Genomic DNA, 16,574 nt, shown 5'->3' on the forward strand with positions numbered 1-16,574 from the left:
GAGGAGCTGGAATGTTAGATCAAGCAAAAGCAAAGCTGCAGGCCGAAATGGCCGGAGCTAAAGATAACGATTATGTGCAGTTCGTAGGGCAATACCTGCTTAACCATATTGAGTCCCATCCTAAAGATGCTGACAAGGTCATGGTCGAAGAAAAATCGATCATAAAGAGTCTGGAAGCCATGCGCAAAGCTGCTGAGAAGAAGAGAAAGGGCAACGTGGCCATGTTGACACCGCAGGAAGGGTTTGCTGTCGTGTTCGAATATTACGGCATTAAGTCGCCGGGATCCGTACCAGTTGCTCCAGTGGTGCCCCCAATTGCGGCTAAGGTGGATTCTAACGATGGCGACTTTGATATCGATCTTGACGACTTGTTGAAGTGAGGAGGGGCAGGACATGTCACTTGGGATTCCTAAAGACTTTACGGATCATATGCCTCAGCAGATTAGCGAGGAGCTAAATAGTTACGTCATTGAGGAGGCGCTTGGGGATAGCCGCTACATCTTCACTCGTCGAGCTGGAAGTTACCAGTACGGCTACTGCACCCATTGCAAGAACGAATACTCGACTAAAGGATTCCGTCACGGCAAAACGGAAATGTGCCCGAAATGTGGCTCATTCTGTACCGTCAAAGCAAGCGGCAGAGGACGAAAGAAACTAATCGACGATGCTTATATCGTCTGGTATGACAAGTCACGTAAGGATCCTAAATCAATTGTTGCCCACGGGATATACGTTCGACGTGATTACACAGGTGACTATAAACAAGTAGAGACGCAATTCTATGTACAAGCTGAATATGTTTTTACTCCAGGAGATCCAAAAGCAGCTGGTAAGGATCGCTTTGGGACAGCAAGGATGATACGTAGAGATTACTATCAAAACTTCTACGAGACTTCATCTATTTTTAGTGAAAGAGATAGCGTTATGAGGCGACCGCCTTTTTACTTATCTGAAGATAACATCTCGAAAGCTGTACAGGGCACACCGTTTCAGTATAGCGGATGGGAGGAGTTTATCTCGTATAGATTGTTCGACGAGTGGGTTGGCGGTCTTTTTGGCACAACACGTCGCGAAGGGGAACCTCGGACGGATCTGGTGAAGTTCTTCGAAATCGCGGCCAAGTATCCATGCACAGAATATCTAGTGAAAATGGGCTTCACTTCTTTTATTGAAAGGAAAATCAATGGCTGGGGAACGTACGGGGCGATCCATTGGAGAGGGACGACGATGGAAAAGGTACTCCGCCTATCCAAAGCAGAGATAAAGGAATTAAGGGCTTTGAATATCAAAGTTACGCCTTTACATCTTCACAGCTACAACTTCTATAAAAAGAGAGGACTACCTATGCCCTTTGAGAAAGCACATGAGCTAAGCGAGCTTACTCACTCTGATGGTTGGAAGATATTGAAGCAGCTGGACCTACCATTCGAATTATCTGTGAAATACATCTATAAACAATTCTCCCGTCCAGGTGCTAATAAGCATTACTATGATGTCTCATCTGTTCTTAGAGATTGGAGAGACTACTTGGCAGACTGTAAGAAGCTCGGCATGGATACAGGTTCAAATGCTGTTTTGTACCCCAATAATCTTCACACAGCACACCAGAAAACGATAAAAAAAGTGAAGTATGCGGAGGATCAAGCCCTCAATTTGCGGGTTGTTGATAGATACAAAAAACTTAATAGTCAGTATCGATTTGAGAGTAATGGTCTGATAATCCGGCCAGCAGCGAGCAGTGCCGAACTCGTACAAGAAGGTAAACAGCTGAGCCATTGTGTCGGTGGGTATACCAAGAATTACGCTGATGGTAATTGTGATCTGCTATTCATACGACGTGTTTCCGAACCGGATAAACCATTCTACACGGTGGAGGTAAAAGGCGGGAAGGTCGTGCAGTGCCGTGGTTTTAAAAATGGTGCCATGACGCCAGAAGTAAAAGCATTCGTTGAGAAATTCATCGATGAGAAGCTGACTAAGAAGAAACGCATTAAGGCAATCCAGGGGGTAGCCGTATGACACAGGTAACGAGATCAGTTGATATAATAGCGGCCGAGATTCGTAGCATTGATGCTCAGGCCAGAGAGATGGTTCTGCGCAGCGCGATGGAAATCGGAAAGCGGCTCAAGGAAGTTAAGGAGCTAGTGCCGCACGGCGATTGGGGAAATTGGCTGAAGGAGAATGTCGAATACAGCCAATCTACTGCGAACAACTTCATGCGACTGGCCGACGAATACGGTTCAAATTCACAAGCGCTTGGCAATATGAGCTATACGAAGGCACTGGCCCTTCTTGGTGTTCCGACTGAGGAGCGAGAACAGTTTGCTGCCGAGAATGAGGATAAGTCAGCGCGTGAACTGCAGCAGGTGATTAAGGAGAAGAAGCAGCTAGAGAAGCAGCTGAAGGCAGCGGAGAAAGAGCGCGCCGCACTCCAGAAGCTCAATGAGCAGTTGGAAGAAGCGCAAGCGGACTTCGATGAAGAACAGGAACAGCGGCTCAAAGCTGAGATACAAGAGTCACGGGAGCGAATTAAGCAGCTAGAAAGTGAACTCAAGGCAAAGCCGATTGATGTGGCAGTCGTCGAGAAAATCCCTGAAGCCGTGGAAAAGGAGCTCGAGGAGCTGCGGAAGAAAGCAGCGCAGCCTGGTAATGACTTAGCCGTTAAGTTCAAATACCAATTCGAGTTTTTGGTGAGTTGCTTCAAGGATATTCTCTCGACTCTATCTGAAATGCAAGGCGATTCGGAGCTTCACGAAAAGTATAAAGGAGCTGTGCGAACAACTATCAACAAGATGAATGAGCGGCTATAGATGAGTGAGGTGTAAACATGGTTGAGCTTGATATTAGTTTCGGCAAACATCGTGCCGACACGAACTGGAAACCTGAATATCTGACTTGGGATGAGTTCGTTGATCGGCTGCGCAAGGTACGCCGGACGAACGAAACCATGGAGCAGTACGAGAAGATGCACAGCGCAGGGAAAGGGAAAGTCAAGGACGGGCCAGCATTTGTCGGCGGGCTTGTACGGACTGGGCGGCGGAAGAAGGAGAACATTGACTCGAGGAGTTTGATTACCCTTGACGCTGACTTTGCAGACGATGATTTCCTCTTCACCGTGGAGCTGGTACTGGGCGGCACAGCTTATGTCGTGTACTCGACGCATAGTCACCGCCCGGCTAAGCCTAAATATCGGCTTATTGTTCCGGCTGATCGGGCAATGAGCCCAGACGAGTACGCAGCTACAAGCCGAAAAGTGGCTGAGATGATCGGCATGGGTTACTTCGACAAAACGACTTTCGACGTCCATAGACTTATGTATTTACCAAGCTGCAGCAAGGACGCTGATCCCGTGTTCGAAGTTAACGAGGGCGAGCCTCTCGGAGTGAATAGTATCCTTGCCCAGTATGATGACTGGCAAGATGTCATGCAGTGGCCTCGGCATAAAGACGAAAAGGCTGGGCCTGTGCTTACGGGGAAACGTGCTCAGGATCCACGGGAAAAGCAAGGCGTAATAGGGCTCTTCTGTCGTTCTTACACAATTGAGGAAGGTATCGACACTTTCCTTTCTGATATATACGTTGCTGGTACAATGCCTAATCGCTACACATATCAACACGGTACATCGGCCAATGGGCTAGAGATATATCCCGATCAGGATCTGGCTTACTCGCACCAGGACTCCGATCCCGCAGCGGATGGGCGCACTTATAACCTATTTGATCTTATCCGTGTTCATAAATTCGGCCATCTCGACGAGCGAGTGAAAGATCATACGCCGGATGCTAAGAAGCCAAGTCACTTGGCCATGGAACGCTGGGCAGCTGATCGGCCAGAAGTAAAGAAGCTCAGTATTGCTGAACGGCATGCTGAATTTGCGGAGATGGTTGACGAGTCCGATTTTGAAGATGAAGAGGAGCCGGAGGGCGATGATTGGGAAACGAAGCTTGACTGTCATCATAAGACGGGTTTACCGCTTCCGACTGCCGGCAATGTTGAAATCATCCTAACCCATGGCTTCTGGCGTAATGTGCTTGCCTATGACGCTTTTGGAAATACAGAAGTCATTCGTAAAGCTTTACCTTGGAGAAAGCAGGAACGGCCAAATCGGACATATGAGCCATGGCTAGGGGCAGATGATAAACGGCTGCAGCACTGGTTCGCTAAAGTGTATGGAATCAATTCGGCCAAGACGATTCAAAATGCATTCACGGAGGTTGTGCATATGAATACCTTTCATCCAATCAAGGCATTTGTTGAAAGTGCGGAATGGGACGGAGTGCCGCGAGCTGAACGGTTATTCGTGACTTACTTAGGTGCAGCCGATACCCATTTCATCCGGCAAGTGACACGTAAGATGCTGCTTGCTGCAGTTGCTAGGTTGTATCATCCAGGCTGTAAGTTTGATCAGATGCTTGTGCTTGTTGGTCCGCAAGGAGCAGGTAAGAGCTCATTACTGGCTAAGCTTGGCCGTGAGTGGTTCAGCGATAGCTTACGCACATTTGAGAATAAAGAGGCTGGGGAACACCTGCAGTCAGGATGGATTTTCGAGATTGGCGAGCTGTCGGCCATGAAGCGGACGGAAGTCGAAGAGGTTAAGGCGTTTCTTTCGAAGACGGAAGACCGTTATCGGGTGGCATATGATCGGCAAGTATCTGAGTTCCCACGGAAGTGTGTTTTTTTCGGAACAACGAATACACGAGACTTCCTAAGAGATGCAACCGGGAACCGTCGCTTTTGGCCCGTAGAGGTTGTGCCAGAACGGGCAGAACTTAGCCATTGGGATCATCTGACCGATGAAGAGGTACGGCAAATCTGGGCGGAGGTTTTGAGCTGGTTTAAGGCGGGGGAACCTTTGGAACTGGATAGCGAAGCCCGCATGGAAGCGGAGCGGCAGCAAGCTGCGCATATGGAGTCGGATCCACGCGAAGGGCTCATACAGGAATGGCTAGAAACTCCTGTTGAAGATGAATGGGCGGACGAGCCAGACGGCCAGCTGCGCGACCGTGTGTGTGCAGCCCAGATATGGACGGAGTGCTTGGGCAATAAAAAAGGTACTATGCGGCCATGGGAAGCGAAAGAAGTGTGCGACATCTTGCGCCGCATTCCGGGGTGGCGTGAACGAAAAGGGAGAGCGCGAGTTTCGGGTTATGGGCTCCAAACCGTGTTTGAAAGATGTATCAGTAACCCCGATCAGTAAATGATACATCACTGATACACTGATACAAAAAATGTAACAGTTGTATCAGTGATGTAACAGTAAAAAATAAATTAATGATACACCGTAAAGCCTTTAAGATCAAGCGGTTCAGGCGATTGTATCAGTTGTATCAGTAAATTCCTTTAGATTAGATAAAAGATAGATTAAGTATACGTAGAGCGTAGTTAAACGCGAAAAAACGCAGTACGCGCGTGCGAGTGTTACTGCTGATACATGCGGAGGTTGATAAAACATGAGGGAGTCAACACTGGAACGACAGCTGGTGAACGCAGTTGCTAGGGTAGGCGGGCGAGCAGAAAAGTGGACTTGTCCGGGTAATAGCGGCGTACCAGATCGAATTGTAATTCTGCCGGGTGGCAGAGTGGCTTTCGTAGAGATGAAAGCCCCCGGTAAGCCATTACGACCTCTACAGCAAAAATGGGCTCGTACCCTTCAAGAGTTAGGTCACAAGGTTTATAAAATAGATTCGGTTGAGGGTATCAACAGATTTATAGCGAAGGTGATACTGGATGAGATATAAGCCGCACCAGTATCAGGAGTATGCGACGTCCCGCATCCTGGACACACCATACATCGCGTTGTTTTTGGAGATGGGTCTTGGAAAAACTGTATCGACTCTAACAGCAGTCGACCTGTTATTGAATGACTACTTCGAAGCCACGAAGGTTCTAGTAATAGCGCCGCTACGAGTGGCTGACGACACATGGGCAAGGGAGATTGACAAGTGGGATCATCTGCAGCATCTCCGCATTAGTAAAGTATTGGGTAGCGCTGCAGCACGACGGAAGGCGTTAAAAGCTGAGGCCGACATCTACGTAATCAATCGGGAGAATGTGGAGTGGCTAGTAGGCGAGTACGGAAGCAAATGGCCATTCGATACAGTAGTCATCGATGAGGTAAGTAGCTTTAAGAATCACCAGTCTAAACGGTTTCGGGCACTTCGCCGGGTTCGGCCAATGATGAAGCGTGTTATCGGCCTAACAGGAACGCCAGCACCGAACAGCCTAATGGATCTGTGGGCGCCCATCTATCTGCTAGATCAGGGCGAGAGGTTAGGCAAGACGATAACAGGCTATCGTGATCGGTACTTCACGCCAGGAGAGCGGAGCGGCCATATCGTTTACAACTGGAAGCAAAAGAAAGAATCAGAAGAACGGATTTACGAAGCCATTAATGACTTAGCGGTAAGCATGAAAGCAGAGGATTGGCTTGACCTCCCTGAACGAATTGATCGGGCGGTTCCTGTGAAGATGTCGGAGAAAGCTAGGGAGCTGTACGAGAAACTAGAGAAGGACTTGCTGCTGGAGTATATCGACGCCGACGTGGTAGCAAGCACGGCGGCGGTGCTTTCGAACAAGCTTCTGCAGATGGCCAGCGGGGCCGTCTACGATGAGAATCGAGGCGTCAAACTGATTCATGACGCCAAGCTTGATGCACTGGAGGACATCATCGAGGCAGCACAAGGGAAGCCAGTCATGGTGTTCTATAACTTCCAACATAGCCTTTCACGAATCCAAGAGAGATTCCCGCAAGCCCGAATTCTACGAAAAGGGAAAGACGGGAACGAGGATATCAGGGCTTGGAACAATGACGAAATACCTTTGCTGCTACTTCATCCTAAGTCAGCTGGCCATGGCCTTAACCTCCAGGAATCAAGCTGTCAGACGGTAGTCTGGTATGACCAAATATGGAGCCTAGAAGAGGATCAGCAGGCTAACGCCCGCGTCCACAGGCAAGGCCAGACACGACGTATTGTGGTAATGAGGTTGGTAGCCGAAGGGACAATGGACGAGGAAGCCGTCGAGGCACTGGAGCGTAAGGCAACAGGGCAAGAAGAGCTTATGCAGGCAGTTAAAGCACGGATAAATAAAATCCAGAAAGGGTAAATGGAATGACAAGTGATCCAGTAAATAACCCCGCGCACTACACAGCTGGCGGGATTGAAACGATAGATTACATTCAAGCGAAGCTATCCGCTGAAGAGTTTGGCGGATATTGCCGCGGAAACGTTTTGAAATATGTTAGTCGTTTTGCTAAGAAAGGTGACGGTCTCGAGGATCTGAGAAAAGCACGATGGTATTTGGAACGACTCATTACATATGTGGAGGGGATCAAGGATGATACTGAAAGCAAAGATGACTGAACAACACGCATTAGATCAACTGCTGGCATATAAGCGTTTGCTTACTCGGATTAGAGTCATAGAGACATACCCGGTTACCGGTGGTATTTTGTTAAAGACTATAGCGAGTGATGATCGTCTGCAGGAGCTCCACAGCAAATTGAAAGGGCTGCCGTCATACATGTATCTGACAAAACATGAACAGCGGTTAGAGCAAACAGCGCATGCGTATTTGTCTAGGTACCCTGTCGGTACTCGGGCGCAATTAAACGAAGTCAGGAGTTGCAAGGGAGCAGATGCAGAAGACGAGAAACTTTTAAAGGAGTTAGCAAGAAAGATACAAAATGTGATTGATGCGCGTGGTGGCGGGCAAGTAGATGATTTTGAGGGAGTTCTAGAGCGAATCAGTGAACTACAGGAACTCGAGTCTCAGAAGAAGTATTTTGAGTCGACGTTAGAAACGCTAGGGGGTAAGTACGGTCGTATTCTCTGCATGCAGTACGTTGAATTTAAGGAGCCGATGGATATCGCAGATGAGATGGGAGTATCACTCCCAACCATGTACAAATGGCGTCGTCAGGCGCTTCAAGCTTATGGAAAATTGATTGATGGCCTTGTCCCGATAAAAATGTGAGAAAAAAGCGATAAAGAATTGATAATAGAACGAGACGACAACCCCGTTTTACCCGTGCTAATATGATAGTGTCAGAAGAATTAGAGATGTGGTCGTTTGCTACTCTGCACCAAGCGGTCACATCTCTTTTTATGCGGTGAGTAGTTCAGTTGGTAGAACGCCTCTTGCAATAAGCCCCATCATAATTCGCGATAATCCGATGGGAGCTGCCGGAGGAAAGCAGTGGTTCGAAGCCCGTCTTGCCGCCCAATATACCAGTGTAGCTCAGCGGTAGAGCACAGAGAAGACGTCGATAACAAGACTCTGGATGTCCTAGGTTCGATTCCTAGCGCTGGTATTAACAAGTTATTTTCTCTTTCTCTCTAAAGCCGTCTCATAGTGAGGCGGTTTTTCATTGCAGGATTTACCTTCCACTATATCGAAGTATGGCGACATGAGGAGGGGTAAAATTGAAAGAGAGAAAAAACTATCGGAAATAATCAGAGATACGGTTGACATTACAGCTGAGACTGGAACCTCGATAATTTCTGATTTATTTCTAGAAGGAACTATCGGCCAAATAGCTCCTGGGCTAGTGGCGATCAAAAATTCATACAAGCAAAAGAAATTTGAAGAACGAATGCTATTAGCTCTAAAAGAGCTTTCTTCTCGACAAGAAAAGATTGAAGCGTCTCTAAGTGAGGCTAATAACGAGCAATATGAATTTATTAAAAATACTGTTTTACCGTTATATTTTGACTATGCTTCAGAGAGTAATCAAGATGATAAAATTAAGATTTTCGCAAACGGCGTTGAATACATTACCTGCTTCAAACTAACTGAAGAAGATATAGCTATTACCTACTTCGATGTACTTAAAGAGTTAACTTTAAAGGAATTGAACCTTTTACTAAGGGAATACGCAGGTACATACGTAAGTGAGGAGCAGTTAACATTAGATATTAGACTGCCCGTTAGTAATGAGGAACAATTACATTTTGAACAGTTACAAGGCTATAAAAAATACGTAGACAGTAAACTATTCAGGATGGGACTAATAGAATATGAGGAGGAAATAAGCTACTTACCGAAAAGAATTGACGAAGTTGGTTATCCACCAAAATATGATTTAACCAGCTTTAGGATAAGTGATTTTGGTAGAAATTTTGTTTCCTTCTTTAAAAATAGATAAAAACAGAGAGCACCCATTGCGGTGCTTTTTCTTTTTATTCATATTCCCAAGCGCTTGCGAATTTGAGGTGATTACAATAGCTAACAAGAGAGCCAAGCTGCAGCCGCCTGAGCGAAAACCACAGCAGCCTGGTAAATGTATCGGCTGTAGGTGGGGACGATGGGACGATGGGACGATGGGACGATGGGAAGGCACGAAGCAGTACTGTATGTTCCCTAGATGCTTTGAAATAAGACTGAAGTTCTAGGAGGAAATACCTTCCTTATGTCGAAGTATGGCATGAAGGGAGGTGGGGATATAAATGCTAGAATGGAGAAATAGTTTTTACAGTCATGTTGTGCAAAAAAGTTTTGAGGATAGCCTAAAGAATAAAGAAGATGTAATCAGGGTGATAAATAAAGAGTTTAATGAGTTAGCTGAACCTGTAAAAGAGTTATCGAAAGTGCATAAAAACGAAGGCATTTATCGATATCAGATTTATGATCGAATACTTGAAGTGGATTTCCAAGATACTACCGTGAAATTCTATCAAATTTATCTAGGGTCATTTGATCATGAAGAAAAAGAAAAGAGACTAGTGACAGAATTTATTCACAACGGGAATGTTTTTGTGGAACCGGATGAGAGAAGAGGTCAACCCGATCGATTTATTAGTAAAAGAAATATTGATGAGATTTTCAAAAATGTTTTTACGTTCGGGAGTGCAATAAGGTATTGATTTGGAAGAGCGCTCATTTTGAGTGCTCTTCTTTTACTTACGAGTCAATTCAGGGGCTTTTGTTCTTGGATATAGGTTAATAACTATAACGAAACAAACATAACGCCGGGGGTGGTGATGATGTAGATGGCGGAATCGCGCATTTTAGCTGAGCAAGATTATCAGAATGGCATGAAGTACAAAGACATTGCAGAGAAACATGGTGTCTCTCTCAATACCGTGAAATCATGGAAACAGAGGCACGGATGGAATCGCAATAAGGGTGCACCCTCTGAAAAAAGTGTGCGCACAAATAAAGGTGGAGCGCCTAGAGGGAATCAGAATGCCAAGGGTAACCGGGGCGGGGCGGCTCCCAAAGGAAATAAGAATGCTGAGAAGCATGGCTTCTTTAGCAAGTATCTACCGGCAGAGTCTTTGGAGATCATGCAGCAGCTTGAAACCAAGCAGCCGCTGGATATCGTATGGGATAACATCATGATCCAGTATGCGGCCATCATTAGGGCCCAGCAAATTATGTACGTCCGGGATCAGGACGATAAGACGATTGAGCGGATCGAAGAGAAGCGCGGCAAAGTCAGTGGAGAGCGCTGGGAAGTGCAACAGGCATGGGACAAGCAGGCGACCTTCCTTCAAGCGCAGAGTCGTGCTATGTCTACGCTTCAAAGCCTGATCAAACAGTATGACGAGCTCCTGAGGACAGAGCTGGCAACTGAGGAGCAGAAGGCACGTATTGAGGTGCTGCGTTCAAAGGTGCCGAATAAGGATGGCGTTGATCCGAATGCTCAGATAACGGCGTTGGCTGATTTAATCAACAATCCAGCTCCTGAAAGGGTGTTGGATGATGATTGAGTATGCGCCACTTACGGTTAATCAAGCCGAGTATATACGTTGCAGCAAGGACGCCTGGCTCAATGTAGCAGAGGGCGGCAAACGGGCCGGGAAGAACATCATCAACCTGATTGCATACGCCATGTGCTTGGAAGTACATCCGGATAAGCTGCATCTTGTGTTCGGGGTGAGCCTGGGTGCGGCCAAGATGAACGTTATCGATTCCAATGGTTTCGGCCTGCAGCATCTTTTCGCGGGGCGTTGCAGGGAAGGCGAGTACAAGAATCGAGATGCCCTATACATCCAGACTAAGACCGGCGAGAAGGTCATTATCATCGCAGGCGGGGGCAAAGCGAACGACGCAGCGCGGATCAAAGGGAACAGTTACGGCACGGTATATGGTACAGAGGTCAACGAATGCCATCAGTCATTTGTGCAGGAGGTATTTGACCGAACGCTGGCGAGTTCAAGACGGCAGCTGTTCTTTGACCTTAACCCAATGCCGCCATCACACTGGTTTTACCGGGACATCCTAGACTATCAGGATGAGCTACTGAAGCGTGGGGAAAATCCGGGGTATAATTACGGACATTTCACTGTGCTAGGCAATTTGAGCATCCCGGATGACCGCCTAAAGGCCGTGCTATCCAAGTATGATAAAGGCAGCCTGTGGTATCAAGCAGATATATTGGGTAAACGTACAGCGGCAACGGGGCGGATCTACACAGGGTATACAAAGCAAGGTGTTGTCATTACGCCTGACGAGATCAAGGGCAAGCGGTTCATTGAGTTCAGCATCGGCATCGATATCGGGGGTACAGACGCCACGGTTGCTACACTGACCGGCATGACGCTGGGCTACAAGGACGTTATCCTGCTAGATGGCTATTATCACAAGCAGGGTAAAGAAACAGGCTATACGCATGACCGGTATGCCAATGAAATCGTGAATAAGATCGTCGAGTGGTCGGAAACCTATCCGGCCTTTTTGTCGTGTACTCACATCTTCGCGGAATCCGCTGATAAGCTGTTCCGTCAGGCTCTGGCCAATGAGCTGAAGCGGAGAGGTATCCATATTCAGGTTGTGCCAGCATACAAGAAAGAGGGTATTGTGGATCGGATTCGTTTGACCAGCATTCTGATCAACCAGGGGCGATACAAAGTCATGGCTCATCTCAAACAGTGGCTTGAAGCGCTGGAGAACGCGACATGGGACGAGAAGGAACGCCAGAAAGGCGAGTGGGTGCGAACGGATGACGGCAGCTATCCAGTGGACTGCTTGGACAGTAGCGAGTATGCTGTGCAGCCGTTCAAACGGAGATTGGAGGTATAGAAGGTGGGGTGGTTTAAGAACATGATCATGAAGATGTTGAGGATTAATCCAGCGCCTGATAATCGAATCATTACGATTACGGAGCCATTTTCGTACAATACGAACGTGCTGCGGAATCGGCTCTGGTATCGTGGGGATCCGTCCGAACTGGATCAGTTCTATAAGCAGACAGCCGGTGATTCAGTGAGTAAGTCACGCTTCTGGGCTGCCGTCCCGAGCGCCGATCTAGCTATCAGGAAGATCCATTCGGGACTGCCTGCAATGATTGCTGAGCGCCTGTCTGATATCGTCGTGGCTGACCTGGACGGCATCGAGTTAGAGAGCCAGGAGCAGACGGATCTATGGGATGAGATAGCCAAGGATAACGACTTCGACGAGCTGGTTGGCGAATCTATCATTGAGACGCTTGTAGCTGGCGATGGGGCATTCAAGATTACGGTGGACACGGACGTTACTGAGTATCCGATCATAGAGTTCTACAGCGGCGACCAGGTTAGCTATAAGCGAGAACGTGGGCGACTGCAGGAAGTCATTTTCTACACCGATTACCGTTCTAAGGATAAGGACTATCGCCTTGAAGAGACGTTCGGGCGTGGATATATCCGGTATCGGCTGCTTAACTCGGAAGGAAAGGAAGTGCCGTTGTCTACGGTGCCTGAGACGGCCGAGCTGCAGGAGGTTACATATTCAGGTGACTTCATCATGGCCGTACCGCTCATGTTCTTCCGGAATAAGAAGTGGAAGGGCCGTGGTAAGTCGATATTCGACAGCAAGGCCGACAGTTTCGATGCGCTAGATGAGGTCATTAGCCAATGGGTGGATGCAATACGCGCCGGACGGGTACAAAAGTACATTCCTGAGGATTTGATACCAAAAAATCCGAAAGATGGCTCGTTGATGCGGCCGAATCCGTTTGATAATCAGTTCATTCGTGTCGGCAGTGTAATGGCCGAGGATGCCAAGGGGCAGATAGATATGGTTCAGCCAGCTATCCTGTATGAGGCGTTTGTGGCCAGCTATGCCAGCGCTCTGGATATGTGTCTGCAGGGCATTATTAGCCCATCTACCCTTGGTATCGACCTCAAGAAGACAGACAATGCCGAGGCGCAGCGCGAGAAGGAGAAGGCCACACTGTACACTCGTGGCAAGATTATCGAACGGTTAAACGGGGTTATTCCGCAGCTCGTCGATGTCGTTCTGAAGGTATATAACACGATGAATGGTCGAAGTGCTGGAGAGTATCAGGCAGCTGTATCCTTTGGTGAGTATGCATCGCCGTCATTTGACTCAGTGATTGAAAGCGTGGGTAAGGCTCGGACATATGGCATCATGAGCGTTGAACGCGCTGTTGATGAGTTGTATGGGGATACCTGGACAGATGAGCAGAAAGCTGAAGAGGTTCAGCGCTTGAAGGATGAGCAAGGTCTACCCGTAGAGGAACCAGCTCTGAATCGTGATGATCCGCCAGACGATTTGGATGATGACGAATGAGCAAGTACAACATTCGCAACATATTTGCGGAAATGGAACTCGACCTAATCAAGTCTATGCAGCGTAACCTTAAGCGTCATGAGGACGAAGAAGAGGAAATGGGCTTCGAGTGGGAACAGTGGCAGCAGCGGAAGCTTCAGGATTTGCAGAAGTACCGTAAGGAAACGCGGCAGATCGTCAGAAAATATGAGCCAGAAGTCGAACAGGTTGTTGATACAGGTATCAAGGGGGCATTTCGGCGCGGGGTGGATCGTGTCCGTAACCTATGGGATAAGATCACCGGGAAGAAGCCAAAGGTCGAAGCAGAAGACGGCTCGGATTCCAGCTTCTTCAAGGTGAATGAGGCCCGTGTGAACGCTCTAGCTGCTGCATCTCAAAATGATCTGAAGAAAGCCAGACACGCCATGTTGCGTCAGGCTGATGACGTGTTCAGACAGACCATATTCAAGGCACAGGTGTACATGAACAGTGGAGCCGCTTCACTTAATCAGGCTGTCGACATGGCCACAAAGGACTTCCTTGATAAAGGCTTCGATTGTATTGAGTTTTCGAATGGACGGCGAATGAATGTAGCCTCCTATGCCGAGATGGCGCTGCGGACATCCTCACAACGCGCTGTGTTTGCCGGTGAAGGAGCCAAGCGTGATCAGTTGGGCATCAGGACTGTGGTCATATCAGCGCACGCTAATTGCTCCAAGCTCTGTCTGCCATACCAGGGCAAAGTATTCATTGATGACGTATATAGCAAGGGTACGAAGAAGGATGGTAAGTACCCGTTGCTCAGCACGGCAATAGCAAACGGTTTGTTTCATCCCGGGTGCAGGCACAACATGACGACATTTGTTCCAGGTAAGAGCCGACTACCGCAGCCTGTGGATGATGAAGAAGCTTTGGAAAACTACGAGGCTGAACAGCAACAGCGCTACATGGAACGACAGATCAGGAAGTATAAACGCCGTGAGGCTGGCAGCATTGATTTGGCCAATCAGGAGGCAGCCAATGCCAAGGTGAAAGAGTGGCAGAAACGCCTCAGAGAGCATATCAAGGCGAATGAGCATTTGCGGCGAGACTCTAGGCGCGAACGAATACATGTATAGATTAGGCTCTGGCTGAGACTGCTGGGGCCTGTTCGCCGTTTCGGTACTGTCGGCGGTAAATAACAGGACGTCACCGGGCGCGACCGGGTAAAAAGCGAAGACGAACAGGGAGGAAAGGGATATGAATAAAGAACAGTTTATTTCTCTTGGATTTACGGAGGAACAGGCGGAGAAAGCCGCTGCTGCTTCCCAGGAAGAACTGAAGGGATTTGTGCCAAAATCTCGATTTGATGAGGTGAACGAGGCCAAGAAGAAAGCCGAGAAAGATGCCTCGGATCGCGACAAGCAGATTGAGGAGCTGGGCAAAACTGCGGGAGTAAGTGAAGAGCTGAAAAAGCAGATTGAGACATTGACTGCAGCCAATAAAGAAGCTGCCGAAAAGCACGCTGCTGAACTAAAGGAGCTCACACTTACTAACGCTATTTCTGCTGCACTCAACGGTAAGGTACACAATGAGAAGGTTGTAACTGGACTGATCAATAGAGAGAAGTTGGTCGTAGGGGATGATGGCAAGATTGTAGGACTAGAGGAACAGCTTACGAAACTGAAGACCTCTGATGCGTATCTTTTCAAGGATGACACCCAACAACAGCAGCAGACGCCTCCTGGATTCCGTGTAGGTGGTGACGGCAACCCGAACCCACCGGCTGCAACAGCGTCTCTCAAAGATGCAATAGCAGCTCATTTTCAAAAATAATAATTAGGAGTGATTAATAATGGCAGTAACACTGAGTGAGGCAAAGAAAAACGTACAAGATGCCCTAACGATGGGCGTGATTGATGAATTTCAGAAGAGCAACTTTTTATTGCAAAACCTGACGTTTGATGATGCAGTGTCACCAACGGGTGGCGGTGCCACATTGACCTATGGCTACACACGTCTTATCACTCAACCGACGGCCGCTTTCCGTGCCGTAAATGAAGAGTACACACCGCAGGAAGTTACCAAGCAGCGGCATAACGTGGATCTGAAGATCTTCGGTGGCACGTTCCAAATTGACCGAATCATCGCCGGAATGGGTGGCATTGTGTCTGAGGTGCAATTGCAATTGGAACAGAAGGTAAAGGCTGCACAGGCACTGTTTAACGACACGGTAATTAACGGAGACTCCGCAGTAGAAGCGAAGGCATTTGATGGATTAGAAAAGGCCCTGACAGGTTCTAGCACGGAGTATCTCCCTACAGATGCCATCGACTTGTCAACATCCGAAGCAGTGGATAAGAACTATAAAGTGTTCTTGGATCAATTGGATGAGTTCCTCATGGGACTAGACGGGACACCTTCTGGCATCATGGGTAACTTGAAACTGATCGCAAAAATTCGCGCATGTGCCCGCCGTGCTGGTATGTATACGATCTCGCGTGATGAGTTTGGCCGTCAAGTTGAAAAGTACAATGAGACGCCGCTTGTTGACCTTGGGGCAAAAACCGGTACTAATGACCCTGTTGTTGCAACGAAAGCGTCTGGGGAAACTTCGTTGTTCGCAGTGCGTTTAGGCTTGGATGGTTTCCATGGTGTTTCGATGGCTGGACAACCGCCTGTTCGCACATGGCTGCCTGATTATACGACATCTGGAGCTGTTAAGACAGGTGAAGTTGAGATGGTTGCTGCTGTTGCACTCAAGGCTACTAAAGCAGCAGGCGTTATGCGCAAGATCAAAGTATCGTAAGGAGAGATGATAAAACATGGCTAAAGTAATTGCACCGAACAAAGAATACACCGGCATTTCTGCTGGTGTAACGTTTGCTCACGGGGTTGGAGAAACGGATAACCCACATCTACTCGATTGGTTTGAGTCAAATGGGTATGAGGTTGAGAGGGAGCCTGTTGTCGAACAGGATAATCAAACTGACATTTCCCCTTCTCCTGATCCCATTGTGCCTCCAGGAGATGGAGAGCAAGCAGAGGTTGAAACTGTTGAGAAGCCATCGAGAAGCACAAAAGCCGGAAAGTAGGTGAGC

17 protein-coding genes and 1 tRNA gene are annotated in these 16,574 nt (G+C 47.9%); all 18 read left to right on the plus strand.

Going from position 1 to position 16,574, the window contains the following annotated elements; all coding sequences use genetic code 11:
• Positions 1-11: 11 nt before the first annotated feature.
• The 18 genes from PAV_RS13950 (at position 12) to PAV_RS14035 (ending at position 16,568) form a co-directional block, all read left to right on the plus strand.
• Positions 12-380, plus strand: coding sequence for a hypothetical protein (locus tag PAV_RS13950; RefSeq protein WP_005547238.1), 369 nt, complete (start codon positions 12-14; stop codon positions 378-380).
• A gap of 13 nt (positions 381-393) precedes the next feature.
• Positions 394-2,019 (plus strand): PcfJ domain-containing protein, encoded by a 1,626-nt coding sequence (locus PAV_RS13955; protein ID WP_005547241.1) that lies wholly within the window; start codon positions 394-396, stop codon positions 2,017-2,019.
• Positions 2,016-2,810: a DUF3102 domain-containing protein gene (locus PAV_RS13960; RefSeq protein WP_005547243.1), complete on the plus strand. Its 795-nt coding sequence runs from the start codon at positions 2,016-2,018 to the stop codon at positions 2,808-2,810. Before PAV_RS13955 ends, PAV_RS13960 begins: the two co-directional genes overlap by 4 nt.
• A 17-nt stretch (positions 2,811-2,827) precedes the next feature.
• On the plus strand, positions 2,828-5,197 hold the full coding sequence (locus PAV_RS13965; protein WP_005547245.1) for a virulence-associated E family protein: 2,370 nt from the start codon (positions 2,828-2,830) through the stop codon (positions 5,195-5,197).
• Positions 5,198-5,450: 253 nt separating this feature from the next.
• On the plus strand, positions 5,451-5,738 hold the full coding sequence (locus PAV_RS13970; protein WP_005547247.1) for a VRR-NUC domain-containing protein: 288 nt from the start codon (positions 5,451-5,453) through the stop codon (positions 5,736-5,738).
• Positions 5,728-7,104 carry a DEAD/DEAH box helicase gene (locus PAV_RS13975; RefSeq protein WP_005547248.1) on the plus strand — a complete coding sequence of 459 codons (1,377 nt, stop codon included), beginning with the start codon at positions 5,728-5,730 and terminating at the stop codon, positions 7,102-7,104. Before PAV_RS13970 ends, PAV_RS13975 begins: the two co-directional genes overlap by 11 nt.
• Positions 7,105-7,109: 5 nt before the next feature.
• The gene (locus tag PAV_RS13980; RefSeq protein WP_005547249.1) at positions 7,110-7,361 is read left to right on the plus strand and encodes a DUF3310 domain-containing protein; all 252 of its coding nucleotides are present in this window, start codon (positions 7,110-7,112) and stop codon (positions 7,359-7,361) included.
• Positions 7,336-7,974 carry a hypothetical protein gene (locus PAV_RS13985; protein ID WP_005547250.1) on the plus strand — a complete coding sequence of 213 codons (639 nt, stop codon included), beginning with the start codon at positions 7,336-7,338 and terminating at the stop codon, positions 7,972-7,974. Before PAV_RS13980 ends, PAV_RS13985 begins: the two co-directional genes overlap by 26 nt.
• Positions 7,975-8,227: 253 nt before the next feature.
• Positions 8,228-8,311 (plus strand) — tRNA-OTHER (locus PAV_RS13990).
• Between the two features lie 57 nt (positions 8,312-8,368).
• Entirely contained in the window at positions 8,369-9,145 is a 777-nt protein-coding gene (locus PAV_RS13995; RefSeq protein WP_005547251.1) for a hypothetical protein, read from the plus strand.
• Positions 9,146-9,446: 301 nt separating this feature from the next.
• Complete coding sequence (locus PAV_RS14000; protein ID WP_005547253.1) at positions 9,447-9,863, plus strand: hypothetical protein; 417 nt, start codon at positions 9,447-9,449, stop codon at positions 9,861-9,863.
• Between the two features lie 126 nt (positions 9,864-9,989).
• Positions 9,990-10,712 carry a phage terminase small subunit gene (terS, locus tag PAV_RS14005; protein WP_005547255.1) on the plus strand — a complete coding sequence of 241 codons (723 nt, stop codon included), beginning with the start codon at positions 9,990-9,992 and terminating at the stop codon, positions 10,710-10,712.
• On the plus strand, positions 10,705-12,024 hold the full coding sequence (locus PAV_RS14010; protein ID WP_005547256.1) for a terminase: 1,320 nt from the start codon (positions 10,705-10,707) through the stop codon (positions 12,022-12,024). Before terS ends, PAV_RS14010 begins: the two co-directional genes overlap by 8 nt.
• Before the next feature lie 3 nt (positions 12,025-12,027).
• Complete coding sequence (locus tag PAV_RS14015) at positions 12,028-13,515, plus strand: hypothetical protein (protein WP_005547257.1); 1,488 nt, start codon at positions 12,028-12,030, stop codon at positions 13,513-13,515.
• The gene (locus tag PAV_RS14020; protein WP_005547258.1) at positions 13,512-14,612 is read left to right on the plus strand and encodes a phage minor capsid protein; all 1,101 of its coding nucleotides are present in this window, start codon (positions 13,512-13,514) and stop codon (positions 14,610-14,612) included. The genes PAV_RS14015 and PAV_RS14020 overlap by 4 nt, the downstream gene beginning before the upstream one ends.
• A gap of 121 nt (positions 14,613-14,733) precedes the next feature.
• Positions 14,734-15,309 carry a phage scaffolding protein gene (locus PAV_RS14025; protein WP_005547259.1) on the plus strand — a complete coding sequence of 192 codons (576 nt, stop codon included), beginning with the start codon at positions 14,734-14,736 and terminating at the stop codon, positions 15,307-15,309.
• A 19-nt stretch (positions 15,310-15,328) separates the two neighbouring features.
• Positions 15,329-16,282, plus strand: a complete 954-nt coding sequence (locus PAV_RS14030; protein WP_005547260.1) for a major capsid protein — start codon at positions 15,329-15,331, stop codon at positions 16,280-16,282.
• A 16-nt stretch (positions 16,283-16,298) separates the two neighbouring features.
• Complete coding sequence (locus tag PAV_RS14035; RefSeq protein ID WP_005547261.1) at positions 16,299-16,568, plus strand: hypothetical protein; 270 nt, start codon at positions 16,299-16,301, stop codon at positions 16,566-16,568.
• Positions 16,569-16,574: the final 6 nt, after the last annotated feature.

The organism is Paenibacillus alvei DSM 29 (genome assembly GCF_000293805.1).
In the GTDB taxonomy this organism is placed as follows: Bacteria; Bacillota; Bacilli; order Paenibacillales; family Paenibacillaceae; genus Paenibacillus_B; species Paenibacillus_B alvei.